This window comes from Nocardia sp. NPDC006982 (assembly GCF_042869435.1).
Classification (GTDB): domain Bacteria; phylum Actinomycetota; class Actinomycetes; order Mycobacteriales; family Mycobacteriaceae; genus Nocardia.
On the sequence record NZ_JBIAFV010000005.1, the window covers coordinates 14,257 to 39,595 of the forward strand.

A 25,339-nucleotide genomic window follows, 5' to 3' on the forward strand; every position below is an offset into this window, starting at 1 on the left:
GTGCGCACGGGCCGCCGCCGTTGCCGCGCAGTACCCCGTCGCCGCCGAGTCGCCGGCCGCCGGCCGCTGTCGGGTGGACACCGACCGCAACGTGAGCGATCACAACGCACTAAACAGCTGAGTCCTTGACACGGGGCAAATGTTCGCGCTAACAATGTTTGCGTTAACATTGTTAGGAGCGTCACAGTGGCGGACGAGTATGTGGTCGGTGTCGACTTCGGGACGTTGTCCGGGCGGGCACTTGTTGTCAGGGTGCGGGATGGAGTCGAATTCGGTAGTGCGGTAAGCGAATACCGGCATGGGGTCATCGATCGCATCCTGCCTGTGACAGGCGTTGAGCTTCCGCCGGATTGGGCGTTGCAGGATCCTGAGGACTACCTCGACGTTTTGCGGACGGCGGTGCCGGCGGCGCTGGCCGACTCGGGGGTCGACCCGGCCGATGTCATCGGGATCGCTACGGATTTCACGGCGTGCACGGTGCTGCCCACGCTTACCGACGGGACGCCGTTGTGTCGGGTGCCGGAGTTTGCGGACCGTCCGCACGCGTACCCGAAGTTGTGGAAACACCATGCGGCACAAGCGCAGGCGGATCGGATCAACACCCTCGCCCACGAACGGGCCGAGCCGTGGATCAATCGGTATGGCGGCAAGATTTCGGCGGAATGGGAGTTCGCCAAGGCGCTGCAGATGTTGGAAGAGGATCCGGAAATCTATGCCCGGGCCGAGCGCTTCATCGAAGCGGCGGACTGGATCGTCTGGCAGCTGTGCGGCACGGAGACACGCAACGTCTGCACGGCTGGTTACAAGGGAATTCACCAGGACGGGAATTGGCCCAGCCGCGACTACCTCGCTGCGCTGAATCCGGACTTCGCCGACTTCGCCGTCGGCAAGCTGGTCCACCCGCTGTCCCCGCTCGGAGGCCGTGCCGGTGGCCTGACCGAGCGGGCAGCGGGATGGACGGGGCTGCGGCCCGGGATCGCGGTCGCGGTCGGCAATGTCGACGCGCATGTCACCGCGCCCGCCGCGCAGGCTGTCGAGAATGGGCAGCTGCTCGCGGTGATGGGCACCTCCACCTGTCATGTCATGAACAGTGACCACCTCGCCGAGGTGCCTGGGATGTGCGGGGTGGTGGATGGCGGAATCATCAGTGGCAGTTGGGGATACGAGGCGGGACAGAGTGGGGTCGGCGATATCTTCGCGTGGTTCGTCGACTCGTCGCTGCCGGGGCGCTATCACGCCGAGGCCGCCGCGCTCGGCATGGACGCCCACGCATATTTGAGTGAGTTGGCGCAGCGGCAGCGGGTCGGTGAGCACGGCCTGGTCGCGCTGGACTGGCACAGCGGAAACCGCTCGGTGCTCGTCGACCACGACCTGTCCGGGATCCTGGTCGGCCTCACCCTTGCGACGAAACCCGAGGACATCTATCGCGCATTGCTGGAGGCCACCGCCTTCGGCACCCGCACCATCATCGAAACCTTCAATGCCGCAGGCGTTCCCGTTCGCGAACTCGTGATCGCCGGTGGCCTGCTGAAGAACTCGTTGCTGATGCAGATCTATGCCGATGTGACGCGGTTACCGCTGTCGATCATCGGTTCGGATCAGGGCCCGGCGCTCGGCTCGGCCATCCATGCCGCTGTCGCCGCCGGGGCCTACCCGGATGTCCGTGCCGCCGCCAAGGCGATGGGCCGGGTGCACCGGAATGCCTACCTCCCCGATCCCGACCGCGCCGCCGCCTACGACGCCATCTACGCCGAATACCAAGCCCTACACGACCATTTCGGCCGCGGCGGCACCGAGGTGTTGCACCGGCTGCGGCGCATCCGTAACGACGCACGAAGGGAAGTCGCCACCGCATGAGTGAGCGAACCGCCATTACCGGCCTGCGTGAGCAACTGGTCGATCTGCATCGAGAACTACTGCGCTGGGGGCTGGTGGTGTGGACCGCGGGCAATGTCTCCGCCCGGGTACCCGGGGAGGAATTGCTGGTCATCAAGCCGAGCGGGGTGTCCTACGACGAACTCACCCCGAATTCGATGGTGGTCTGCGATTTCGACGGCAAGCTGGTCGAGGGCGATCTGTCACCGTCCAGCGATACCGCCGCGCACGCCTACATCTACCGGGCAATGCCCGAGGTGGGCGGTGTGGTGCATACCCATTCGACCTACGCGAGCGCGTGGGCCGCACGCGCGGAACCGATTCCGTGTGCGCTGACCGCGATGGCCGATGAGTTCGGCGGCGAAATTCCGGTCGGCCCCTTCGCACTCATCGGCAACGACGATATCGGCCGGGGTGTGGTCGCGACGCTGTCGGGCCACCGCTCCCCCGCCGTCCTGATGCGCAATCACGGCGTCTTCGCGGTCGGGCGCGACGCCCGCGCCGCGGTCAAGGCGGCCGTCATGTGCGAGGACGTGGCTCGCACCGTGCATATCGCGCGCCAACTCGGTGAACCGGTCCCCCTCGCGCAGGCCGATGTGGACAGCCTGCACGACCGCTACCAGAACGTATACGGCCAGCACTGATTTCCGGCCGCCGACAAAGGAGTACGTCCTCGATGAACCCGAAACCGCGCATCGGCCTACTCGGCATCATGCAGGCCCTCTACGACGACATGATCCCGGGCATCGCCGAGCGCCAGGACCGCTACGCCCACGATATCGCCGAACAACTCGCCGATCTCGCCGACTGGACCGTCGGACGCCCGGTCAAGGACCGGCGTGACGCCGAGGCGGTCATGCGCGAATTCGTCAATGCCGATCTCGACGGCGTCATGGTGGTGATGCTCACCTACGGCCCGGCGATGCGGGTGGCCCGGTTGTTCAACGAGAACCGACTTCCGGTGCTACTGGCCAATATTCAGCCCGAACCCTCCGTCACCCCCGCCTGGGATATGGCGGATATGACCTATAACCAGGGCATCCATGGCGCTCAGGACACCGCGAATGCGATGGTCCGCGCCGACCGTCCGTTCACCGTGGTGACCGACGATTGGCGCACACCGGAATTCGCTGTGCGCGTTGATCGTTGGGCGCGAGCCGCACGCGCGGTCACCGCATGGCGGTCACTGAAGGTCGGCGTATTCGGCTATGCCATGAACGATATGGGCGATATCCGCGTCGACGAGAACGCGCTGCTGCGGGCGCTCGGCCCGGAGATCAGCTTCGTCGCTCCCGGCGACCTCTACCGCGGCAGCCAGGCAGTGTCCGACGACGACGTGGCGGCGCTGATGGCTTGGGAGGACCGGGAATTCGCGATAGATCCGGCGCTGACCGGAGCGGAACGCGAAGACCACGCCCGGATGCAGATCGCCATCGAACGCATTCTCACCGATCGCGGCTACGGTGCGTACTCGACGCATTTCGACGCGATCGGCGAGGACGGCCGGTTCCAGCGGCTGCCACTGGCCGCGGCGTCGAGTCTGATGGCCAAGGGATACGGCTATGGCGCCGAAGGCGATGCGATGGCAGCCGCCATGGTCTACGCGGGACATCAGCTGATCGGCGACGGCCATTTCACCGAGATGTATGCGATGGACTTTCCCTCCGACTCGATTCTGATGAGCCATATGGGCGAGGGGAATTGGCGCATCGCTCGCACCGATGAACCGGTCCGGCTGATCCGGCGCGAGCTCGGCATCGGCAAGCTCGACGAGCCGCCGACCTTCCTGTTCCGCTACCGGCCGGGGCCCGCGACGCTGGCCTGTCTGGTTTCGCTCGGCGGCGAAAAGTTCCGGCTGGTGGTGGCCGAGGGCACCGTGCTCGACAGCCAGGAACTGCCCGCACTGGAGATGCCCTATGGCCAGTTCCGCCCCGCGAGCGGCGTTCGGGCCTGTATGGACGGCTGGCTCACCGCCGGCGGGCCGCATCACCAGGTCATGAATATCGGCCACCACGCCGCCGACTGGCAGGTCTTCTGTCAGCTCGCCGGCATCGAGTTCGTCCAGGTCTAGTCAAGGAGTTGTGCCCATGCCCACTATCAACCGACGCGGACTCTTCGCCGGCGCCGCCGGTGTCGCCGCGCTGTTGGCCGCCGCCGCGTGTTCCGTTGAGGACAGCGGTAATTCGTCCGCGGCCGGCGGCATGATCGGCATCGCCATGCCGACGAAATCCTCCGAACGCTGGGTCGCCGACGGCAACAATATCGTCAAGCAGTTCAAGGACCTCGGCTACGACACCGATCTGCAGTACGCCGAGGACGTCATCGAAACGCAGGTTTCACAGATCGAGAACATGATCACCCGGGGCGTCAAGGCACTGGTGATCGCGGCGATCGACAACAAATCGCTCACCGGCGTATTGCAGCAGGCCAAGACGAACAAGATCGCGGTGATCGCCTACGACCGGCTCATCCGCGACACCGCGAATGTCGACTATTACGCCACCTTCGACAACTTCAAAGTCGGTGTGCTGGAAGCGAATTACATCGTGGACCGGCTCGGCCTGCGGGATGGCAAGGGCCCGTTCTCGATCGAACTGTTCGCCGGTTCCCCCGACGACAACAACACCTACTACTTCTTCAATGGCGCCATGTCGGTGATCCGGCCCTATCTCGACTCCGGCAAGCTGGTGGTCCGCTCCGGGCAGACCGCCATCGATCAGGTGACCACGCTGCGCTGGGACGGCGCCACCGCCCAGTCCCGGATGGAGAACCTGCTCAGCGCCAACTACTCCACCACGAATATCGATGCGGTGCTGTCGCCCTACGACGGCCTCAGTATCGGCATCGTCTCGGCACTCAAGGCGGTCGGGTACGGCAGGGGCGATAAGAAGATGCCGGTCGTCACCGGCCAGGATGCCGAGAAGGCGTCGGTGAAGTCGATCATCGCGGGCGAGCAGACCATGACCGTCTTCAAGGACACCCGTGACCTTGCCAAACGCGCCGTGCAGATGGTCAATGCGATCTTGACCAGCGGCACCCCGGAAACCAACGACACCACCTCCTACGACAACGGCGCCAAGAAGGTGCCGTCGTATCTGCTGCAGCCGGTCTCGGTCGACAAGGACAACTACCGGAAGGTGCTGATCGACTCCGGCTACTACTCCGAACGCGACTTCGCCTGACGGCCAGGAAATGCCCGCATGGCCGAGTTAGGGCCCGGAGGAGGCAGCCTGCGTAACCACGGAGGGCCCCTCGGGCATGCAGAAAAGGACACAGCGCATGACCAAGCACATTCTCGAAATGCGCGGAATCACCATGGAATTCCCGGGTGTCAAAGCGCTCGACGCAGTGGATTTCGCGGTGGCCGACGGCGAAATCCACGCGCTGGTCGGCGAGAACGGCGCGGGCAAATCGACGCTCATGAAGGTGGTCAGCGGCGTCTACCCGCACGGCTCCTACAGCGGACAGATCCGCATGGACGGTACCGATGTGGCGTTCAAGGATATTCGCGGTAGCGAGGCGGCGGGTATCGCGATCATCCACCAGGAATTGGCGCTGGTGCCGCAGCTTTCGATCGCGGAGAATATCTTCCTCGGCAATGAACGGCTGCGCAGCTGGACCGTCGACTGGCACGAGACCAATCGGCAGGCGATGCTGCTGATGCGGCAGGTCGGTCTCGTCGAGGATCCCGAAACCCTGGTCGCCGCTTTGGGGGTCGGTAAACAGCAGCTCGTGGAGATCGCCAAGGCGCTGTCCAAACAGGTGCGATTGCTCATCCTCGACGAACCGACCGCGGCACTCAACGAGACCGACAGCGCGAGCCTGCTCGCGCTACTGCGGCAACTGCGCGAACAGGGCATCACCTCGATCCTTATCTCGCACAAGCTCAATGAGGTGCTCGCGGTCGCCGATTCGATAACCGTGCTGCGCGACGGCCGCACCATCGAGACCCTCGATGCGGCGGCCGAAGAGGTCACCGAGGATCGCATTATCAAGGGAATGGTCGGGCGCGATCTCGACCACCGGTTCCCGCCGCGTGCGGATCCGCAGATCGGCGAGGTGTTCTTCGAGATCGCCGATTGGAATGTCGATCACCCGACCATCGCCGATCGCCGGATCGTCCGGGACGCCGCACTGAACGTACGGCGCGGTGAAATCGTCGGTATCGCCGGATTGATGGGTGCCGGGCGCACGGAATTGGCGATGAGTGTTTTCGGCCGGTCCTACGGCCGCAATATTCGCGGCACGATCCGCAAAGATGGTGCGGTACTGCGAGTTTCGTCGGTGAGCGATGCGATAGCCGCAGGGATAGCCTATGTCTCGGAGGACCGCAAACAATACGGACTGATCCTCGATGAAGACATCCGGCGCAATATAACCCTGGCCAATCTTCCCGCGGTCTCCCGGCACACCGTCATCGACACCCACCGCGAGATCGTCGAAGCCGAGCGCCTGCGCACCCGGCTGACAGTGAAGACGCCGACGGTATTTCAGAAGGTCGGCAACCTCTCCGGCGGAAATCAGCAGAAGGTCGTACTCGGCAAATGGATCTTCACCGAACCCGATCTGCTGATCCTCGACGAGCCGACCCGCGGTATCGACGTCGGCGCCAAATACGAGATCTACCTGATCGTCCACCAGCTCGCCGCCGCCGGGAAGGGCGTGCTGATCATCTCCTCGGAGTTGCCGGAATTACTCGGCCTGTGTGATCGCGTCTACGCGATGAGCCAGGGCCGTATTACCGGCGAACTCCCGAAACACGAAGCCACACAGGAGGCTGTCATGAAACTGATGACACGCGGTACCGCCACAGCCGAGGCGGTACCCGAATGACGTTGCTGGACAAGCTGGAAGACGACGACTCTGCGGAGGTTATCGCGAAGGCCGTCGAGCAGAAACAGGTGGGCGCGCTCGCAGCGCTACGCCGCACCCTGCGCGGCAATGTGCGCCAGTACGGCATGATCGTTGCGCTCGTGGTGATTACGCTGCTGTTCCAAATCCTCACCACGGCAAAGCTTTCCGACGGTGTCAGCCTGTTGACGCCGCTCAATGTCACCAATGTCATCCTGCAGAACGGCTACATCCTGGTGCTGGCCATCGGGATGATGCTGGTCATCATCAACGGGCACATCGACCTGTCGGTCGGATCACTGTGCGCGCTGGTCGGCGCGGTGACCGGTATCGCCATCGTGCAGTGGCACTGGCCGTGGCCGCTGGTCGTGCTTGCGGCCGTCGCGATGGGCGCGGCCATCGGTGCATGGCAAGGATATTGGATCGCCTACGTCAAGATTCCGGCATTCATCGTCACCCTCGGCGGCATGCTGCTGTTCCGTGGTCTGGCGCAGTTGGTGCTCAAAGGGCAGTCGATCGGGCCGTTCCCGCAGGGCTTCGTGAATATCGCGGCCGGGTATCTTCCGAATTGGTTGCCGCTGCATGCCGTTCAGTTCGCCGGGTTCAACGGAATCGCGATACGGCTGCGCGTCGGCGAGCTGAACGGTTTGACCTTGCTCATCGGCGCGCTCGCGGTGGCGGCGCTGGTGTGGTCGCAATGGCGGGTGCGGCAACGCCGCCGCTCCTACGGTCTGCCTGCCGGGCCCCGCTCGCTGTTCATCGCGAAGTTGGCGGCGCTCGGTGCGGTCATCCTCGCATTCAGTTTCGTATTGGCGTCCTACAACGGGATTCCGATTATCGGCGTCATTCTGATCGTGCTGATCGTGCTGTATTCGTTCGTTATGAACCGGTCGGTGATCGGGCGACGGATCTACGCCGTCGGCGGCAATGAGAAGGCCGCACAACTGTCCGGGGTGAATACCAAAGCCAATACGTTCTGGGTTTTCGTGAATATGGGCGTGCTCGCTGCGCTGGCGGGTGTCATCTTCGCGGCCCGGCTCGGTGCGGCAACTCCGAAGGCGGGGCAGAACTTCGAGCTCGACGCCATTGCCGCGGCATTCGTCGGTGGCGCGTCGGCCAGCGGCGGTATCGGTACGGTCGTCGGCGCCATTGTCGGGGCGCTGGTGATGGGCGTGATGAACAACGGCATGTCGATGCTCGGCGTCGGCAGCGACTGGCAGCTGGTCATCAAGGGCCTGGTGCTGCTGGCCGCGGTGGCGTTCGACGTCTACAACAAGAAGCGAGCGGCGGCCTGACACTTCACCGCTGGGCCGGTGCCGCCGTGCTGTCGCGCGTGACCAGCGTCGGCACCACCGACGGCGATGCCGGTTCGGCGGTGGTGCCGTCGAATTCCAAGAGCCGCAACAACATCTGCATACTGCGGCGGCCTACTTCGTCGAAGTCCTGCCGGACGGTGGTGAGCGGTGGCGAAAGGTAGGCGGCCTCCGGAATGTCGTCGAAACCGACCACCGAGATATCCGCGGGCACCCGAATACCGCGTTCGGTGAAGGCGCGCAGCATGCCGAGCGCCATCTGGTCATTGGCCGCGAATACCGCGGTCACGTCGGGCTGCGCGGCGAGCAGCAGGCCCGCTTCGTAGCCGGAGCGGGCACTCCAATCCCCGCCGATCACCGGGGGGATCGGCGCGCCCGCGGCCCCCAGCGTGCGTCGCCAGCCGTCGATGCGGTCGCGTGCCTCCAGCCAGTCACTGGGTCCGGCGACCTGCCATACCGTGCGATGCCCGAGTTCGAGCAGATGCTGCACGGCCAGCCGGGCACCCTCGACCTGATCCACCGATACCGACGGCAAACCACTGTCCTGTCCGGCCTCGACCGCGACGGCCAGCAGGCGTTCGGGCAGGTTGTGCAGTGCGGCGGCGGCGGCCATCTGCGGGGCGATGAGGATGATTCCGTCCACACCCTGATCGGCCAGACTGTTCGCGGCCGCCAGCACGCTGGAACGGTCCACCGTCTCCAGCGCGAAGATGCTGACACCGTAACCCGCTGTGCGAGCGGCACGTTCGATGCCGAGCAGGGTGCATGCCGGGCCGTACAGGATGGTGTCGAAACTGACCACGCCGAGCATATTCGAGCGCCTGCTGACCAGCCCCCTTGCCATGGCGTTGGGGCGGTAGCCGAGTTGTTCGACGGCGCGCAATACCCGCTCGCGGGTCTCCGGGCGCACGTTCGCACTGCCGTTGAGCACCCGCGACACGGTCTGATGGGAGACTCCGGCGAGTTTGGCGACATCGGTCATGACCGCCGGGCGCGCGCCCGTCGGTCGAACCGCCGTTGAGGTGTCCCCGGCGGCAAATCCGTCCCTGTCCCTCACATCCCACCTTCCAAAGCGTCGTCCCGGTTCCCCCAGGTTAACGCTCACACGGCCGGTGGCCACACCGCGACCCTGAACCACCGCGCCGACCTCGGCAACCGATATCCATTCGTCGCTACCAGATTACGGCCGCGAAAGCTCTTGACTAGAAGAATGTGAGCGCTAACACTAACAGGACTACCGCACCTCGGTGCAACACGTTTCACAATTCAAGGGAGAGCCTGATCGTGTTGAAGAGGCTTCTGATCACCGCCAGCGCACTTGTCCTCACCGCAGCAACGGCCGCCGGCTGCGGCAGCTCGGGAAGCGACCAGACCGTACTCGGGTTCTCCCAGGTAGGCGCTGAAAGCGGTTGGCGCACCGCGAATACGAAATCCATCCAGGACGCCGCGGCCGCCGCCGGAATACAGCTGAAATTCGCTGACGCCCAACAAAAACAGGAAAACCAGATCAAGGCGATCCGCACCTTCATCCAGCAGCGCGTGGGCGTCATCGCCTTCTCCCCCGTCGTCGCATCCGGATGGGACACCGTCCTGAAGGAGGCCAAGGACGCCAAGATTCCGGTGATCCTCACCGACCGCGCGGTCGACTCGGCCGACACCTCGCTCTATGTGACCTTCCTCGGCTCGGATTTCGTCGAAGAGGGCCGCAGGGCGGCGAATTGGCTCGTCGACGCGACCAAGAACTCGAACGACACGGTGAATATCGCGGAATTGCAGGGCACCACCGGATCCGCGCCCGCGACGGATCGCAAGAAGGGTTTCCAGGACGTCATCGGCGCCGACCCGAAGTTCAAGATCATCGCATCGCAGACCGCGGAGTTCACCCGCGCCAAGGGCAAAGAGGTCATGCAGGCATTCCTGGCCGCGCACCGGGATATCAACGTGCTGTACGCGCACAACGACGATATGGCGCTGGGTGCGATCCAGGCGATCGAGGAGGCCGGGCTGAAGCCGGGTAAGGACATCAAGATCATCTCGATCGACGGGACCCGAGATGCCTTCCAGGCCATGGCCGACGGCAAGATCAACGTCGTGGTCGAATGCAATCCGCTGCTCGGCCCGAAGCTGATGGAGATCACCAAGGATGTCGTGGCGGGTCGCCCGACGCCCAAGCGGATCGTCACCGACGAAGGCGTCTACACCCAGGACCAGGCCGCCGCCGCGCTGCCCACCCGGACGTACTGAGCCGGAGCAGTGCATGTCGGAACCGACTGTCACACCCGCACTTCGGATGTCGGGCATCGTCAAGCGTTTCGCCGGGGTCACCGCACTGTCCGAGGTGGACCTGCGGCTGTTCCCCGGTGAGATACACGCACTGGTCGGTGAGAACGGTGCGGGCAAATCCACCCTCATCAAGGTGCTCACCGGAATCCACGACGCCGATGCCGGAATCATCGAACTCGACGGTCGCCCGGTGCGCTTCACCGGCCCGCAGCAGGCGCTGCGGGCCGGGGTGAGCACCGTCTATCAGGAGGTGAATCTGTGCCCGAATCTGTCGGTCGCGGAGAACATCTACATCGGACGGGAACCGCGGCGGGCCGGTCTGATCCGCTTCGCCGCGATGCGTCGCGAGGCCGCCCGGTTGCTGGCCAGACTGCATCTGAACATCGATGTGGCGGCCCCACTCGGCTCGTATTCGCTTGCGGTGCAACAGCTCATCGCCATCGCCCGAGCCGTCGACCTGGATGCGAAGGTCCTCATCCTGGACGAGCCGACCTCATCGCTGGACACCGGTGAGGTCGAGCAACTGTTCGCGATGATGCGCAGGCTCGCCGCCGATGGCGTGGCGATCGGATTCGTCACCCACTTCCTCGATCAGATCTTCGAGATCTGCGACCGGGCAACCGTGCTGCGCAACGGAACTCTCGTCGGCGAGTATCCGGTGGCGCAACTGGACCAGAAGGATCTCATCGCGCACATGCTCGGCACGGCGCTGCGCACGCTCGACGAGATCGAGCACGAGAAGCCGGATCCGGCGGTGGTGGCGCGCCACGATCCGCTGTTGCAGGCCACCGGGATCGGCGGGCGCCGCAATTCTGTCGCGCCATTCGATCTCACCGTCCGGGACGGTGAAGTCGTCGGGTTGGCCGGGCTGCTCGGCTCCGGCCGCACCGAGGTGGCGCGCCTGCTCTTCGGCGCCGACCGCGCGTCCACCGGGAATCTCCGCGTGGCTGGCGCACCGACGGCACTGCGCTCGCCGCGCGCCGCGATCGACCACCGGATCGCCTTCTGTCCCGAAGATCGCAAATCCCAGGGCCTGATCCTCGACCTGTCGGTGCGCGACAATATCGTGCTCGCGGTCCAGGCCGCGCGCGGCTGGGCCCGGCCGCTGTCGGCGCGCAAGCGCGACGAACTCGTCGCCGGGTACATCACCTCGCTGCGGATCGTCCCGGCCGATCCGGATACGCCGGTGAAATTCCTCAGCGGCGGCAACCAGCAGAAGGTGCTGCTGGCCCGCTGGCTGGCCACCCGGCCGAAACTGCTGATCCTCGACGAACCGACCCGCGGCATCGATATCGGGGCCAAGGCGGAAATTCAGCGGCTGGTCATCTCACTGTCCGAGGAGGGCATGTCGGTGCTGTTCATCTCCGCCGAACTCGAGGAGGTACTGCGGCTCAGTCACAAGGTGGCGATCCTGCGCGATCGGCGGCTGGTCGCCGAACTCGTCAACGATGCCACCCTGACCATGGACCGCCTCACCGAAACTATTGCGAGCGGCGCGATTTCATGACGATTATCCGAAGCCACCTGTTCTGGCCAGCGGCCGCGCTCGTCGCATTGCTGATCGTCAACGTCGCGTTCACGCCCGGGTTCCTCTCGATCCACATCCAGGACGGACACCTCTACGGCAGCCTGATCGATATCCTGCGCTACGGCGCACCACTGGTGCTGATCTCGCTCGGCATGACGCTGGTCATCGCGACGCGCGGCATCGACCTGTCGGTCGGCACGGTCGTGGCCATCGCGGGTGCGCTGGCCTGTCTGCACATCAGCAATATGCCGGATCAGGCCGATGCCGGTGGCGTCGCCGTCGCGGTGCTGATCGCGCTCGGCGTGGCGGTCGCGCTCGGACTGTGGAACGGAGTGTTGGTGGCGCGCTTCGGGATTCAGCCGATCGTGGCGACATTGATTCTGATGGTGGCCGGGCGCGGTGTCGCACAGCTGATTACGTCCGGTCAGATCATCACGATCAACAGTCCGCCGTACAAGGTCATCGGTGGTGGTTATCTGCTCGGGCTGCCGGTGCCCGTATTGGTCGCCGCCGCAGTGTTCGCTGGGCTCGCCTTGTTGTTGCGGCGCAGTGCGCTCGGGCTGCTGCTGGAATCGGTGGGCGGGAATGCCGAGGCGGCGCGTCTGGTCGGCATCCGGGCCGGTGGTCTGATCGTCGCCGTCTACGCGGTCTGCGCGTGCTGCGCCGCGATCGCGGGACTGATGATCAGCTCGAATGTCTCTGCGGCGGATGGCAACAACGCAGGACTGTGGATCGAACTCGATGCGATTCTCGCGGTCGTCATCGGCGGTACCGCGTTGACCGGTGGGCGATTTCAACTCGGCGGCACCGTCCTCGGGGCGCTGGTGATCCAGACGCTCACCACCACGATCTACACCGTCGGCGTGCCACCGGAGACGACACTGGTCTCCAAGGCGGTCGTGGTGATCGCGGTATGCCTGATCCAGTCACCGGCGTTCCGCGCCAAGGTCTTTCGCCGCCGAACCCGACCGAGCATCCCATCGACAGCTACGGAGGCGACTAGATGAACGTGCTTACCCAGGCCCGTGCCGTCCGCCCGATGCTGCGCCGACCCACGATGCGCGGATACCGCAGCCGATACATCCCGGTACTGGCCACCGCGGCGCTGTTCGCCGTCATCTATGGCGTCGGGGTGATGCGCTATCCGGCATTCGGCTATCCGCAGGTTTTCGTGAACCTGTTCATAGACAACGCCTTTCTGCTCGTTCTCGCCGTCGGGACGACCTTCGTGATCCTCACCGGCGGCATCGACCTGTCCGTCGGCGCGGTGCTGGCCCTGTCCACGGTCGTCTCGGCGTGGCTGGTGACCGTGCACGGGTGGCCGCCGCTGCTGGTCATGCCGCTCATGCTGGTCGGCGGCACGCTCTTCGGCGCCGCGATGGGCGCGGTCATCCACTACTTCGAGATCCAGCCGTTCATCGTGACGCTGGCCGGCATGTTCCTCGCGCGCGGGCTGGCGTACGTGATCAGCACGGATTCGATCACGATCACCGACCCCATGTATACGGATCTGGCGCAGCGTCGATTCCGGCTCGGCGGGGACGTATTCCTGACGGTGGGCATGATCGTCGCGCTGGTAGTTGTCGCCGTGGCCTTCGTCGTTCTGCACTACACCCGATTGGGTCGCACCGCGTATGCGATCGGCGGCAACGAACAGTCTGCGCTCATGATGGGGCTACCGGTGGCCAGGACCAAGGTCGCCGTTTATGCGATCAGCGGCTTCTGTTCGGCACTCGCGGGCATCCTGTTCACGCTCTACACCCTGTCCGGCTGGAGCCTGCACGCCGTCGGCATGGAACTCGACGCCATCGCCGCGGTCGTCATCGGCGGCACCCTGCTCACCGGCGGCTCCGGATTCGTCCTCGGCTCGGTACTCGGTGTACTGACCCTCGGCGTAATCCAGACCATCATCAGCTTCGAAGGCACTCTGAGTTCCTGGTGGACCAAGATCTTCATCGGCGTCCTGCTACTCGCCTTCATCCTGCTCCAGCGCACCATCGCAACCCGCGACGGATAGGTAGGACGCTGCCGTGCGGCAGCAGCTCGGTACCAACGACGACGAGCCTGTCGCGAAGAACACCCGACTCGGGATCGACAAAAGGTCTGCCGTCGTTCGACGCCGTGCAAGCGCCGAACGAGTTCACGCATCTGTTCCGTACCGATCTCGCCGCGCGACCAATGTTCGACGATCGCGTCGGCATCCGAGCTCGGAGTCAACCCCTCGCCCCGCACCGAGGCGTCCGCCTGCAGTGCAGAACGTGCTTGTTCCACAGTCAACTCTTCGACAGACAGACGCCATCACCGCCTCGGACTTGCGTTGGGATCCCACGCACCGGAGTGCGAGTCGCCACAGGTGAGGTCACAAGCACGACGAATTTCATCAGGACCGATATCACGGCACCTGCCGTCGAACCAGCACTCCCACAAACGAACTCGATGACCTGTTGGAAATCCAACGCATCGATGCCATCGAGATGCACGCGCCGGAGCTGGAAACAACTTCCGCGTTGGGGGTGGCGTTCATCGACATCGACGCCGCCTCCGTCATCGACACCGAGCTGCCGCAGCGGATCCCGCTCATCGGTCCGCCAGCTCCAGTGGATCTGCCAGTCGAACTACTCGAACGCATCGAAGACGCCCTCCATAAGTGGGCCGATCAGTGAGGATCCCCGCCAACCAGATGCCCACCGCCGCCGCATACCGGCCTGACTCGCGCGATACCGAAATCCGCCGCTACTTCGGCCTTACCCAATTCGCGCTCAGCGCCGGAGTGCCAGCCTCGAAACTGTCCGCCTGGCGGAACGGCCGCTACACCTGGGTGCCCTCACCCGACGTTCAAGTCGGCGACCATCCCGGTTGGTCGTTGGCGTGCATCAATGCATGGAACCCCGGAGGCGACCCGTTCCTTCGGCCGCCTGTCGTGCGATTCGCCGATACCGCCGCCATCAGGGCCCGTCACCACCAGATGCCCACGCCCACTTTGTGGGCCTGCATTTGCGACGGCACGATCCCCCAACCGGTCGTGTGGGTCGACAACCGACCAGGCTGGCTGTTGTGACGTGTGCCCGTCACAACTCCCGTCCCCGGCTGTGCGTGGCCGGGGACGGTTCTACATAGCCTGCCCACCACCAGCGGATTCGGCATGTTTGCCGCGGCCGCGGTGATCGCCCTGCTCATGATCAGCTACGTGCGGCGCAATCTGGAGGCGAAACGCCATCAATGCCGCCGAAGTCCGCGCGGCGATCCCCGTGCAGTCCGCATAATCGGATCGTGGCCGGATGTGCCGTGACCGGCGCCCCGACCGTGAGCCGTAATCCGGTTTCCGACCTGGCAGCACGATGCAATAATTGAATCCGACGTCAACTTCAACTAACCTCTGAGCCATCCGGCAACGGCAACCGGCGCTCCATCGCGGACGCCCCGGTCAGCGCGCATGAACATGGAGGTTTCTGGTCGTGAAGAGCCGAGAGGTACATCTGGTGGCCCGGCCCACCGGCGAACCCGCACCATCCGATTTCCGGATGGTGACCACGGATGTCCCGGATCCGGGCAGTGGGCAGTTGCTGGTCCGCAACGACTGGATGTCGGTCGATCCGTACATGCGCAACCGCATGAACGACGTGAAGTCCTACATTCCGCCGTTCCGACTCGATGCCCCCATGGACGGCGGCGCGGTAGGCACCGTCGTCGCCTCGGGTGTACCGGGAATCGAAGTCGGCGCGACAGTGCTGCACGATCTCGGCTGGCGGGAGTACGCGCTGCTGAAGGCGGGGCAGGCGCGCGTCGTCGATACCACGCTGGCACCGGCCGAGACCTACCTCGGCCCGCTCGGCATCCCCGGGCTCACGGCGTATGTGGGTCTGAAGGAAATCGCGCCGGTCCGTCCGGGTGATGTCGTATTCATCTCGGGCGCGGCAGGCGCCGTCGGTCTTGCCGCCTGCCGGGTGGCCAGGCACTTCGGCGCGGCCAAGATCATCGGATCGGCCGGCGGTCCGGAGAAGGCACGGCGGCTGGTCGAGGAGTTCGGCTACGACGCCGGGATCGACTACCGGGCGGGCAGTCTGGGGAAACGGTTGCACGAGGCGGCCCCGGACGGCATCGACGTCTACTTCGACAATGTCGGCGGCGACCATTTGCAGGCGGCGATCGGCTCGATGCGTGACTTCGGCCGAATCGCCCTGTGCGGAGCCGTCGCCGGGTACAACGCCGAAACCCCGCCGCCCGGCCCGAAGAATCTGGCGCTGGCGGTAGTTCGCCGACTGTCGTTGCGCGGCTTCATCCTCACCGACCATCCGGAGCTGGCACCCGAATACGCGGCGCTCGCGGCGGACTGGGTGCGTGATGGCAGCCTCCGCGTCCCCACCACGGTGCTGACCGGGATCGACACCGCTGTCGAGGCCTTCCTCGGCCTGCTGCGCGGTGCCAATACCGGCAAGATGCTGGTCCGGCTGAATGGCGAGGCGAACTGATGCGCGTGGCGAACGCGGTCGCAATCGTCACCGGCGCCGCGGGCGGCATCGGCGCGGCCATCGCGCAACGCCTGCTCGAGCACGGAGCTCGCGTCCTGATCACCGACCGTGATGCGGACCGGCTCGCGGCGACGACACGTCAACTCGCCGAGGCATTTCCCGGCGCGGTGTCCGGACAGGCCGGTGACGCCGCATCCGAATCCGATCTCCGCAAGCTCATCGCTACGGCCACAACCGAATTCGGCCCCGTCGACATGTTCTTCGCGAACGCCGGTGTCGGCGGCGGCCCGGGACTGGACGCCACCGAGGCGCAGTGGGAGCAAGCACTCGAGGTCAACACCTTGGCCCACGTGCGGGCGGCGCGGTTGCTCGTCCCGGGCTGGCTCGAGCGCGGCAGCGGCTACTTCGTGAGCACCGCCTCGGCGGCGGGACTGCTCACCCAGATCGGTTCGGCCACCTACGCGGTCTCCAAGCATGCGGCCGTCGGATTCGCCGAATGGCTGGCGGTGACGTACGGGGATCTCGGTGTGCGGGTCAGTTGCCTGTGTCCGATGGGCGTCGATACCGCCCTGCTCACCGGACTCGGCACGGACGGCGGATCCGCAGGCGACCTGGCCACCCGCGCCGTCACCGGAGCCGGCGCGGTGCTGGCTCCGCTCGACGTGGCCGATCACGTGCTCGAGGCGATCGAGGCCGAACGCTTCCTCGTGCTGCCGCACGAGGAGGTCCGAGAATTCCTGCACCGCAAGGCTGCCGATCACGATCGGTGGATCGCGGGCATGCAGCGCTATCGGAAGTCACTGTCTTGACTTCCTCCCCGCGCCTAGAGGCGGGGGATTCCAACCTTCACAGGTCGGATTTCCTGCTTCATCGGCGACTGCCGCGCCGACGACTGCCGGGGTGGTCTTACACCGCCTCCACAGGCAGACACCGCCAGCCCGGCGGCCAAAATATTCCTCGCAGCGTTGACGTCACGATCATGAATCGCGCCGCAGCACCGGCACACCCATTCCCGCACATCCAACCCCATCGTGTCGTGCAGCGACCCACACGCCGAACAGACTTTGCTCGACGGGAACCATCGGTCCACGACAATCACCTCACGCCCGTACCAGGCGGCCTTGTATTCCAACATCGAACGCAACTCCGACCACGAAGCATCGGAGATCGCACGCGCCAGACTGTGATTGCGACGCATCCCCGCCACATTCAGATCCTCGATCACGATCGTTTGGTTCTCACGAACGAGCCGAGCACTCAGTTTGTGCAGGTAATCCCTACGACGGTCGGTGATACGAGCGTGGATACGCGCCACCTTCCGGCGAGCCTTATCCCGGTTGCACGACCCATTGGCCTTGCGGGCAAGAGCGCGTTGAGCTTTCCCCAACTGCGCCTGTTCTCGCCGCAGATGTTTGGGATTGGTGATCTTCTCCCCAGTCGACAACGCCAGCAGCGAAGTAATCCCGGCATCCACACCAACGACACTATCGGTCGGCGGGTGGTGAGCTACTACGGTCTCGGTGAGCACGGACACGAACCAGCGGCCCGCGCTGTCACGAGACACAGTGACCGTGGACGGTTGCGCACCCTCGGGCAACGGCCGAGACCACACGATATTCAATGGCTCGGCCATCTTCGCGAGGGTGAGTTCCCCGTCACGAAATGTGAACGCCGACCTCGTGAACTCCGCCGCCGACCGAGACTTCTTCCTCGACTTGAAACGCGGATACTTCGCCCGCTTATCGAAGAAGCCAGCGAACGCACGCTGCAAATGCCGCAACGCCTGCTGCAACGGCACCGAAGACACCTCACCCAAAAATTCCAGGCCATCGGTCTTCTTCCACGCAGTCAGCATCGCGGAAGTCTCGTTGTAGTTCACCCGCCGCTGCTCGGTGAACCACGCAGTAGTCCTGGCCTCCAAAGCCTTGTTATAGACCAAACGAACACATCCGAACGTACGCACAAGCTCCCGCTCCTGCCGCTCGCTCGGATAGAAACGGTACTTATACGCCCGCTTCACCAAGCCCACCCCCATGCCCCACACACTAACAAGTCAGGTCGTAAACAGTGAAACAATCTGCGCCAGGCTCGTTTTCGACACCAGACATGCCAGGCATAAACTCGCCCCACCCACTCCCCATGGCTGAAGCCGGGGACCTCCACGCCACGGCCATCGGATGAGTACGCGCAGCGCCGTGCTGTTCGATTTCGGCGGTGTGCTCACCACCGCCGTCCTCGCCGCATTCGCCGAATTCGGCGCGGAGCTGGGCGACCCGCGGCTGCCGCTGCGACTGCTGACCCGCGATCCCGAAAGCAGTGCGCTGCTGGTGGATCACGAAGAGGGGCGCATCGGTGAGCGTGAGTTCGAGGTCGGGTTCGCGCGGCGACTGCGCGCGCACGGCGTCGAAATCGACGATGCGGGCCTTGTCGATCGCATCCAGTCCCGACTGCATCCCGATCCGGAGATGATCGAGCTGGTCGCGGGTGTCCGCGCGGCGGGCTATCGCGTCGGTCTGCTGTCGAATTCGCTCGGCGACAACTGCTACGCGGGCTTCGACCTGCCCGCCATGTTCGACGCGGTGACCATCTCCGCGGAGATCGGCACCCGCAAACCGTCCCGCCGGGCCTATCTCGTCGGCTGTGAACGGCTCGGTGTCACGCCCGAGCAGACCATCATGGTCGACGACCTCGAGCAGAACATCACCGCGGCCGAACTTCTCGGACTCGGCGGCATCGTGCATCGCGACGCCGCATCGACGGCGGCCCTGCTGTGGCCCGCGCTACGAACCCCCAGCTGATCCACCCACCTTGCGGCGCAGTCTCTTTCGACCACCCGCACCAACGATCGGAGCCTCGATGGACCTGTTCAGCACGTCCGAGCGCACCCAGCAGTATCAACGCGATCTGCGCGCCTTCATGGACGAATGCGTGTACCCGGCCGAGTCGGAATACGAGAAGCAGATGGCGGCAGCCGGCGATCCGCACCACCATCCGCAGATCGTCGAGGACCTCAAGACCGAGGCCCGCGCCCGCGGCCTGTGGAATCTGTTCCATCCGCATCCCGAATGGGGTCCGGGGCTGACCAATCTGGAATACGCCCCGCTGGCCGAGATCATGGGCCGCAGCCCGCATCTCGCGCCGGAGGCGTGCAATTGTTCGGCGCCCGACACCGGCAATATGGAGGTGTTCACTCTCTTCGGCACCCAGGAGCACAAGGAGCGCTGGCTGGAGCCGCTGCTGAACGGCACCATCCGCTCCGCCTTCGCCATGACCGAGCCCGCCGTCGCCAGCTCCGACGCCACCAATATCCAGCTGCGCATGACGCGCGATGGCGACCACTACGTGCTCAACGGTCGGAAGTGGTTCGCCTCCAATGCATTACACAAGAACTGCAAGGTGCTCATCGTCATGGGCAAGACCGATCCGGACGCACCCAAGCACCGTCAGCAGTCGATGATGGTCGTGCCGATCGACGCACCCGGCGTGACGGTCATGCGCAATCTGCCGGTGTTCGGCTACGCCGACCGCGAGGGCCACGCCGAGATCGATTTCTCCGATGTGCGGGTGCCCGTCACGGATGTATTGAAGGGCGAGGGCGAGGGTTTCGCCATCAGCCAGGCCCGGCTCGGTCCGGGTCGCATCCACCACTGCATGCGCGCCATCGGTATGGCCGAACGCGCGCTGGAACTGATGTGCGCACGCGCCGAATCGCGAATCACATTCGGGCAGAAGCTGAGTGAGCGCGCCAATATCCAGGACTGGATCGCCGAGGCCCGCATCGATATCGAACAGGCCCGGCTGCTGACCCTCAAGGCCGCCTGGATGATGGACACCGTCGGCAATAAGGCGGCCCAGGTCGAGATCGCGGCGATCAAGATCGCCGCACCGGAGATGGCGCTGCGGATCGTGGATCGGGCGATCCAGGTGCACGGCGGGGCCGGTGTCACCGACGATTTCCCGCTCGCCAGCATGTACGCGCACCTGCGCACACTGCGTCTGGCCGACGGACCCGACGAAGTGCACAAACGCGCCATCGCGCGCGCCGAACTCGGTAAGTTCAGGACCGGGGCGTAGGACGGACAGGAACGAATGCAGACGAGTAACGGGCTCATTCAGCCCACCGCGGACGCGACCGGCTTCGATATCGATGCGGCCGCGTTCGCGGACTGGGTGTCCTCGCTCGGTTCGGCGTGCACCGCGCCCGTGCGGGCCGAACGGGTGGGGATCGGCCAGTCCAATCTGACCTTCCTGATCACCGACGCGGACGGGCGGCGTTGGGTGCTGCGGCGTCCGCCGCTCGGCCACCTGCTGGCGTCCGCGCACGATGTGGCGCGGGAGGCCCGAGTCATGTCGGCCCTGGCGCCCACCGATGTCCCGGTGCCGCGCGTCCACGATATCCGGCACGAGGGCGAGATCGCGCTCGTGCTCATGGAATTCGTCGACGGACTGGTCATCGACGGGGTCGAGACCGCCGAGCGAATCACCCCCGAGCTGCGCCGCAGCGCCGGGCTGTCACTGGTGCGGACGCTGGCCCGCATCCACGCCGTCGATCTGGAAGCCACCGCGCTGATCGACCTGGCCAGCCACAAACCGTATGCCGAGCGACAGCTCAAACGGTGGTCGGCACAGTGGGAGAAGTCGAAAACACGGGACCTGCCGCTGGTGGACCGCCTCACCGAGCGGCTCCGGGCCGCCGTTCCCGAACAGCGCGAACTCGCGCTCGTGCACGGCGATTACAACCTCCGCAATGTGATCACCACACCGGAGACCGGTGCGATCGCCGCCGTACTCGACTGGGAGCTGTGCACCCTCGGTGATCCGCTGGCCGATGTCGGCAGTCTGCTGGCCTACTGGCCGATGCCGGGCGAAGCGGCCATTCCGGGTACGGAAATGGTCACGCTCCCGGGTTTTCCGTCCCGTGCCGAACTGGTCGAGGAGTATCTCGCGATCACCGGACGTGACCGGCGCGCACTCGGGTTCTGGCATGCGCTCGGTCTGTGGAAGCTCGCGGTCATTGCCGAGGGTGTGTACCGGCGAACCCTCGACGACCCCCGAAACCGTGCGGCCGCGGGCATTCCGACTACCGACCTGGTCGACGGACTCGCCGAAACCGCCGACCGGATCGCCACCGAAGCCGGTTTCTGATGGGAAAACGGCCTGTCTCCCGATATCGGGAAACAGGCCGTTTCGCGTATTCACACTTCTATCAGGGCACGAGCACCGACAGCGCTTCGGCAATGCAGGCGGGCTTGTCGCTGCCCTCGCGCTCGATGGTCACCAGAGCCGTCACCTGGACCCCCGCTTTGGTCGGCTCGAGCTTCACCAGTTCCACGCCCGCCCGCACGCGACTACCGGATGGCACCGGCGATGGGAAGCGAACCTTGTTGCTGCCGTAGTTGATTCCCATCCGCACCCCGTCGACGCGATAAACCTGCCAGACCAGCTGCGGCAACAAGGACAGGGTCAGATAGCCGTGGGCGATCGTCGTGCCGAACGGTCCCTGCGCGGCCCGCTCCGGATCGACGTGAATCCACTGACGGTCACCGGTCGCCTCGGCGAACAGATCGATCTGCTCCTGGGTAACGGTGTGCCATTCGCTGTAGCCGAGATGGGTGCCGACGGCCTGCTCGAGTTCGCCGATTCCATTGAATACCTTCATTATTCGCGCCTCAGACCGTCGGCGCGCCGGCGACGTAGAGTACTTGGCCGGTGACATACGACGCGCCCTCGCTGACGAAGAACGACACCGTGTGCGCGATATCCGCGGGCTTGCCGACGCGTCCCACCGGAATCCGCGCCACCAGGGTCTTGCTGAACTCCTCGAACGAAACACCCATGCGCTCGGCGGTGGCGGCGGTCATCTCGGTCTCGATGAAGCCCGGCGCGACGGAGTTCACGGTCACGCCGAATTTGCCGAGTTCGATCGCGAGGGTCTTGGTGAATCCCTGCAATCCGGCCTTGGCCGCGGCGTAGTTGGCCTGACCGCGATTGCCGAGCGCCGAAGTGCTGGAGAGATTGACGATGCGGCCCCAGCCCGCGTCGGTCATGTACTTCTGCGTCGCGCGGCTCATCAGGAAGGATCCGCGCAGGTGCACGCCCATGACCGCGTCCCAGTCGTCGACGGTCATCTTGTACAGCATGTTGTCGCGGATGATGCCCGCATTGTTCACCAGGACGGTCGGCGCGCCCAGTTCGGCGGCGACCCGCTCGACCGCCGCGGCGACAGCCTGTTCATCGGCGACGTTCGCGCCCACCGCGAGCGCCCTGCCGCCGGCCGATTCGATCTCGGCGACAACGGTTTTGCAAGACGCCTCATCGAGATCCAGGACGGCGATCGCGAATCCATCCGCCGCCAGCCGCTTGGCGACAGCCGCGCCGATGCCGCGTGCCGCACCGGTCACGATGGCGGTACGGGTTGTCTCACTGCTCATTACGGTTCTCCTTGTCGAATTCGGTTGGCACCGTTCACGGTTCGAAGACCACACGACCGACGGTCTTGCCGTCGGCGAGGCGCTGCAGTCCGGCAGCCACGCTATCCAGTGGCAGCCGCTCGCCGATCAAGGGTTTCACCACACCCTGCTCGGCCAGCCCGGTCAGTTCCAGATGGCAGTCGCGCACCGCTTGCGGATCCTTGTCGCGGTACAGGCCCCAGTGCAGACCGAGGATCGAATAGTTCTTCACCAGTGCGTGATTCAGTGCGGTGGACTGGATCTGCCCGCCCGCGAAGCCGACGACCAGGATGCGTCCCTCGAAGGCGATGCACTTGGTGGACCGCTGATAAACCTCGCCGCCGACCGGGTCGTACACCACGTCCGCACCGCGACCGTCGGTCGCTTCCCGCACGACCGAGACGAAATCCTGTGCGCTGCGATCCACCACGATGTCTGCGCCGAGCGCCCGCGCGACCTCGGCCTTGGCCGCGCTGCCGACCACTCCGATCACCGTGGCCCCGGCCGCCTTACCCAATTGCACGGCCGCACTGCCGACGCCACCGGCCGCCGCATGCACCAGCAGCGTCTCCCCCGCCCGCAGGCCGGCGCGCCGATGCAGTCCGAACCAGCCCGTCTGATAGCCGATGAAGAGGGCGGCGGCCTCGGCATCGTCGAGCGCCGCCGGGGCGGGAAAGACATCCGCGGCGCGCATGACCGCCAGTTCCGCGAACCCTCCCCAGGGCAGCGCCGGACTGCCGAGCACTCGGTCGCCGATCGCGATGCCGTCGACGTCGGCACCGACCGCGACCACCTCACCACACAGTTCGACCCCGGGGGTGAACGGGAGTTCGGGCTTGATCTGATACTCGCCCCGGCACATCAGTACGTCCGGAAAGTTCGCGGCCGCGGCGCGGGTGCGCACCACCACCTGGCCTGGACCGGGCTCGGGCTCCTCCAGTTCGACCAGCCGCAGTACCTGCGCCGGTTCGCCCAATTCCGTTACCTGCCAAGCCTTCACGCCACGCCTCCGGTGAGCGTGACGCCGCCGTCGACGACGATCAGCTGGCCGGTCAACCAGGCCGCGTCATCGGAGAGCAGGAAGGCGGCGACACTGCCGATGTCCTCGGGTACGCCGAGGCGCTTGAGCGGATAGGCCGCGGCGACCTGCTCCTCGCGGCCGTCGTAGAGCGCGGTGGCGAATTGGGTCTTCACCACGGCCGGCGCGATCGCATTCACCCGGATCGACGGGCCAAGTTCGACCGCCAACTCCTGGGTGATGTGCACCAGCATCGCCTTGGTTGCCCCGTAGAACCCGATGCCGGGCGCGGGCTTGATCCCGGCAACCGACGCGACATTGACGACCGAGCCGCCGTGCTCGCCCAGCCATGCCTTGTGCGCCTGCTGTACCCAGGAGATCGCCGCCAGGCAGTTCACCTCGAAGACTTTACGGGCCGCGGCCAGGTCGAGTTCGACCATCGGTCCGTACACCGGGTTGATGCCGGCATTGTTGACCAGGAAGTCGACCGAGCCGAAGGTCTCCAGCGTGCGCTCGATGGCCTCGGTCTGATGTTCGACGTCGTCGGCTCGTCCCGCGACGGCGATGGCGTGCTCGGGTCCGCCGAGTTCGGCGATCACCGCGTCCAGCGCGTCCTTTTTGCGGGCGGTCACACAGACCCGCGCACCGTCGGCCACCAGCCGCTGCGCGATGGCCAGCCCGATACCGCGGCTAGCTCCGGTGACAATCGCCGTCTTTCCGTCGAAACGACCCATTACGTAAGCCTCTCCTGATGCTCGAACTGCGTGACCCAGACTCACCGAACTTGATTCCGACGTCAAGTTCAAGTGAGGCCGCACGTCACGTGATGCGGGTCACATGAATGATCGGTACACACCGGCCGGCCGCGTGGCCGACGATCGGTCAGTGAGCTTCTTTCAGCTGAAGAGCGTTGAACCACAACTGATTCAGCGTTTTCACCAACTTCTCGAAGGACACCTTCCGCCCCTCGACGAATACGAAGTACGCCATACGGCTCACCATGCTGGACAGCGCGAGCGAGGTGACCTCGGCATCTAATTCGGCGTCCACCAGGCCACGATCCTGCAGATTCCGGATCATCTCGGCATTGCGCTCGACGAAGGCCAGGGCGCGCTCGAAGCGCAGCACCCGGAACTTCTCATCGATCTTCGACACCTGCTCGAGCACGGCCATCAGCCGCGCATTGCGCCGATACGACAGCAGGTACTCGCGATTGGCGGCGGCGATCAACTCACGCGGGTCGTCGATGCCGACCCGCTCCCGGATGTGCGGGTGCAGCATTTCCTCGCGCACCTGCTCGACGACCGCGGCGAAGATCTCTTCCTTGCTGTCGAAGTAGGTGTAGAACGAGCCGGAGGCGACCCCGGCGGCCTTGGAGATGTCACTGATCCTGGCGTCGAGGAAACCGTCGCGTTCGAACACCTCGCGCGCCGCGGTCACCAGTGCGGACCTGGTGCGCATGCCACGCTTACTCCGTGGGGGCACCCGACCGGGCTGGTCCTCGGTGGCTTCCTGGGCGTTCACGGCCTCACTCGCTGTCGTCCGGCTCGCTG

At 65.2% G+C, this 25,339-nt stretch carries 25 protein-coding genes and 1 pseudogene; 18 read left to right on the forward strand and 8 right to left on the reverse strand.

Annotation, left to right across the window (positions count from 1 at the left end; genetic code table 11):
* The first annotated feature begins 186 nt into the window (after positions 1–186).
* From araB to mmsB, 6 genes are all read left to right on the forward strand, one after another.
* Entirely contained in the window at positions 187–1,857 is a 1,671-nt protein-coding gene (gene araB, locus ACFYOW_RS20575) for a ribulokinase (RefSeq protein ID WP_387290135.1), read from the forward strand.
* Positions 1,854–2,519, forward strand: a complete 666-nt coding sequence (locus tag ACFYOW_RS20580) for an L-ribulose-5-phosphate 4-epimerase (protein WP_387290137.1) — start codon at positions 1,854–1,856, stop codon at positions 2,517–2,519. The genes araB and ACFYOW_RS20580 overlap by 4 nt, the downstream gene beginning before the upstream one ends.
* A gap of 32 nt (positions 2,520–2,551) precedes the next feature.
* On the forward strand, positions 2,552–3,946 hold the full coding sequence (locus ACFYOW_RS20585; protein WP_387290138.1) for an L-fucose/L-arabinose isomerase family protein: 1,395 nt from the start codon (positions 2,552–2,554) through the stop codon (positions 3,944–3,946).
* Positions 3,947–3,962: 16 nt separating this feature from the next.
* Complete coding sequence (chvE, locus tag ACFYOW_RS20590) at positions 3,963–5,057, forward strand: multiple monosaccharide ABC transporter substrate-binding protein (protein WP_040698588.1); 1,095 nt, start codon at positions 3,963–3,965, stop codon at positions 5,055–5,057.
* Between the two features lie 97 nt (positions 5,058–5,154).
* Positions 5,155–6,708: a multiple monosaccharide ABC transporter ATP-binding protein gene (gene mmsA / locus ACFYOW_RS20595; protein ID WP_387290142.1), complete on the forward strand. Its 1,554-nt coding sequence runs from the start codon at positions 5,155–5,157 to the stop codon at positions 6,706–6,708.
* Positions 6,705–8,021 carry a multiple monosaccharide ABC transporter permease gene (gene mmsB / locus ACFYOW_RS20600; protein WP_387290144.1) on the forward strand — a complete coding sequence of 439 codons (1,317 nt, stop codon included), beginning with the start codon at positions 6,705–6,707 and terminating at the stop codon, positions 8,019–8,021. Before mmsA ends, mmsB begins: the two co-directional genes overlap by 4 nt.
* Positions 8,022–8,025: 4 nt before the next feature.
* Here mmsB and ACFYOW_RS20605 read toward each other — a convergent pair whose 3' ends face one another.
* Positions 8,026–9,096: a LacI family DNA-binding transcriptional regulator gene (locus tag ACFYOW_RS20605; protein WP_387290146.1), complete on the reverse strand. Its 1,071-nt coding sequence runs from the start codon at positions 9,094–9,096 to the stop codon at positions 8,026–8,028.
* Between the two features lie 227 nt (positions 9,097–9,323).
* Here ACFYOW_RS20605 and ACFYOW_RS20610 point away from each other — a divergent pair, with 227 nt between their 5' ends.
* Genes ACFYOW_RS20610 through yjfF form a run of 4 tightly spaced genes read left to right on the forward strand, consistent with a single transcriptional unit; the run spans position 9,324 to position 13,867 of the window.
* Positions 9,324–10,283, forward strand: a complete 960-nt coding sequence (locus ACFYOW_RS20610; RefSeq protein WP_387290148.1) for an ABC transporter substrate-binding protein — start codon at positions 9,324–9,326, stop codon at positions 10,281–10,283.
* A 13-nt stretch (positions 10,284–10,296) separates the two neighbouring features.
* Positions 10,297–11,829, forward strand: a complete 1,533-nt coding sequence (locus tag ACFYOW_RS20615) for a sugar ABC transporter ATP-binding protein (protein ID WP_387290150.1) — start codon at positions 10,297–10,299, stop codon at positions 11,827–11,829.
* Entirely contained in the window at positions 11,826–12,857 is a 1,032-nt protein-coding gene (locus ACFYOW_RS20620; RefSeq protein ID WP_387290152.1) for an ABC transporter permease, read from the forward strand. Before ACFYOW_RS20615 ends, ACFYOW_RS20620 begins: the two co-directional genes overlap by 4 nt.
* Complete coding sequence (gene yjfF, locus ACFYOW_RS20625) at positions 12,854–13,867, forward strand: galactofuranose ABC transporter, permease protein YjfF (protein WP_387290153.1); 1,014 nt, start codon at positions 12,854–12,856, stop codon at positions 13,865–13,867. Before ACFYOW_RS20620 ends, yjfF begins: the two co-directional genes overlap by 4 nt.
* A gap of 122 nt (positions 13,868–13,989) precedes the next feature.
* Here yjfF and ACFYOW_RS20630 read toward each other — a convergent pair.
* A pseudogene (locus ACFYOW_RS20630) lies at positions 13,990–14,121 on the reverse strand (antitoxin VbhA family protein); the annotation flags it as partial.
* Between the two features lie 173 nt (positions 14,122–14,294).
* Between ACFYOW_RS20630 and ACFYOW_RS20635 the strand changes: the two are divergent.
* The 5 genes from ACFYOW_RS20635 (at position 14,295) to ACFYOW_RS20655 (ending at position 17,128) form a co-directional block, all read left to right on the forward strand.
* Positions 14,295–14,513, forward strand: coding sequence for a hypothetical protein (locus ACFYOW_RS20635; protein ID WP_387290155.1), 219 nt, complete (start codon positions 14,295–14,297; stop codon positions 14,511–14,513).
* A gap of 17 nt (positions 14,514–14,530) precedes the next feature.
* Positions 14,531–14,908, forward strand: a complete 378-nt coding sequence (locus tag ACFYOW_RS20640; RefSeq protein WP_387290157.1) for a hypothetical protein — start codon at positions 14,531–14,533, stop codon at positions 14,906–14,908.
* 84 nt (positions 14,909–14,992) lie between these two features.
* On the forward strand, positions 14,993–15,139 hold the full coding sequence (locus ACFYOW_RS20645) for a hypothetical protein (protein ID WP_387290159.1): 147 nt from the start codon (positions 14,993–14,995) through the stop codon (positions 15,137–15,139).
* 166 nt (positions 15,140–15,305) lie between these two features.
* A complete protein-coding gene (locus tag ACFYOW_RS20650) occupies positions 15,306–16,319 on the forward strand; it encodes an NADP-dependent oxidoreductase (RefSeq protein WP_387290161.1) in 1,014 nt (337 codons plus the stop codon).
* Positions 16,319–17,128, forward strand: coding sequence for an SDR family oxidoreductase (locus ACFYOW_RS20655; RefSeq protein WP_387290163.1), 810 nt, complete (start codon positions 16,319–16,321; stop codon positions 17,126–17,128). Before ACFYOW_RS20650 ends, ACFYOW_RS20655 begins: the two co-directional genes overlap by 1 nt.
* 14 nt (positions 17,129–17,142) lie before the next feature.
* Here the strand turns inward: ACFYOW_RS20655 and ACFYOW_RS20660 are convergent, their stop codons facing one another.
* Positions 17,143–18,354: an RNA-guided endonuclease InsQ/TnpB family protein gene (locus tag ACFYOW_RS20660; protein WP_387290165.1), complete on the reverse strand. Its 1,212-nt coding sequence runs from the start codon at positions 18,352–18,354 to the stop codon at positions 17,143–17,145.
* Between the two features lie 142 nt (positions 18,355–18,496).
* On the opposite strand from ACFYOW_RS20660, the gene ACFYOW_RS20665 reads away from it, so the two are divergent.
* Genes ACFYOW_RS20665 through ACFYOW_RS20675 form a run of 3 tightly spaced genes read left to right on the forward strand, consistent with a single transcriptional unit; the run spans position 18,497 to position 21,464 of the window.
* Positions 18,497–19,117 (forward strand): HAD family hydrolase, encoded by a 621-nt coding sequence (locus ACFYOW_RS20665; protein ID WP_387290167.1) that lies wholly within the window; start codon positions 18,497–18,499, stop codon positions 19,115–19,117.
* Between the two features lie 58 nt (positions 19,118–19,175).
* Positions 19,176–20,393 carry an acyl-CoA dehydrogenase family protein gene (locus tag ACFYOW_RS20670; protein WP_387290169.1) on the forward strand — a complete coding sequence of 406 codons (1,218 nt, stop codon included), beginning with the start codon at positions 19,176–19,178 and terminating at the stop codon, positions 20,391–20,393.
* A gap of 15 nt (positions 20,394–20,408) precedes the next feature.
* The gene (locus ACFYOW_RS20675) at positions 20,409–21,464 is read left to right on the forward strand and encodes a phosphotransferase family protein (protein ID WP_387290170.1); all 1,056 of its coding nucleotides are present in this window, start codon (positions 20,409–20,411) and stop codon (positions 21,462–21,464) included.
* Between the two features lie 61 nt (positions 21,465–21,525).
* Here the strand turns inward: ACFYOW_RS20675 and ACFYOW_RS20680 are convergent, their stop codons facing one another.
* The 5 genes from ACFYOW_RS20680 to ACFYOW_RS20700 all read right to left on the reverse strand — a co-directional run bounded on the left by ACFYOW_RS20680 (position 21,526) and on the right by ACFYOW_RS20700 (position 25,247).
* Complete coding sequence (locus ACFYOW_RS20680) at positions 21,526–21,978, reverse strand: MaoC family dehydratase (RefSeq protein ID WP_387290172.1); 453 nt, start codon at positions 21,976–21,978, stop codon at positions 21,526–21,528.
* Positions 21,979–21,988: 10 nt separating this feature from the next.
* Positions 21,989–22,750, reverse strand: a complete 762-nt coding sequence (gene fabG, locus ACFYOW_RS20685) for a 3-oxoacyl-ACP reductase FabG (RefSeq protein WP_387290173.1) — start codon at positions 22,748–22,750, stop codon at positions 21,989–21,991.
* Positions 22,751–22,784: 34 nt separating this feature from the next.
* Complete coding sequence (locus ACFYOW_RS20690; protein WP_387290175.1) at positions 22,785–23,768, reverse strand: NADPH:quinone oxidoreductase family protein; 984 nt, start codon at positions 23,766–23,768, stop codon at positions 22,785–22,787.
* Positions 23,765–24,520: an SDR family oxidoreductase gene (locus tag ACFYOW_RS20695; RefSeq protein ID WP_387290176.1), complete on the reverse strand. Its 756-nt coding sequence runs from the start codon at positions 24,518–24,520 to the stop codon at positions 23,765–23,767. The genes ACFYOW_RS20690 and ACFYOW_RS20695 overlap by 4 nt, the downstream gene beginning before the upstream one ends.
* A 148-nt stretch (positions 24,521–24,668) precedes the next feature.
* A complete protein-coding gene (locus tag ACFYOW_RS20700; RefSeq protein ID WP_387291392.1) occupies positions 24,669–25,247 on the reverse strand; it encodes a TetR/AcrR family transcriptional regulator in 579 nt (192 codons plus the stop codon).
* Between the last annotated feature and the right edge of the window lie 92 nt (positions 25,248–25,339).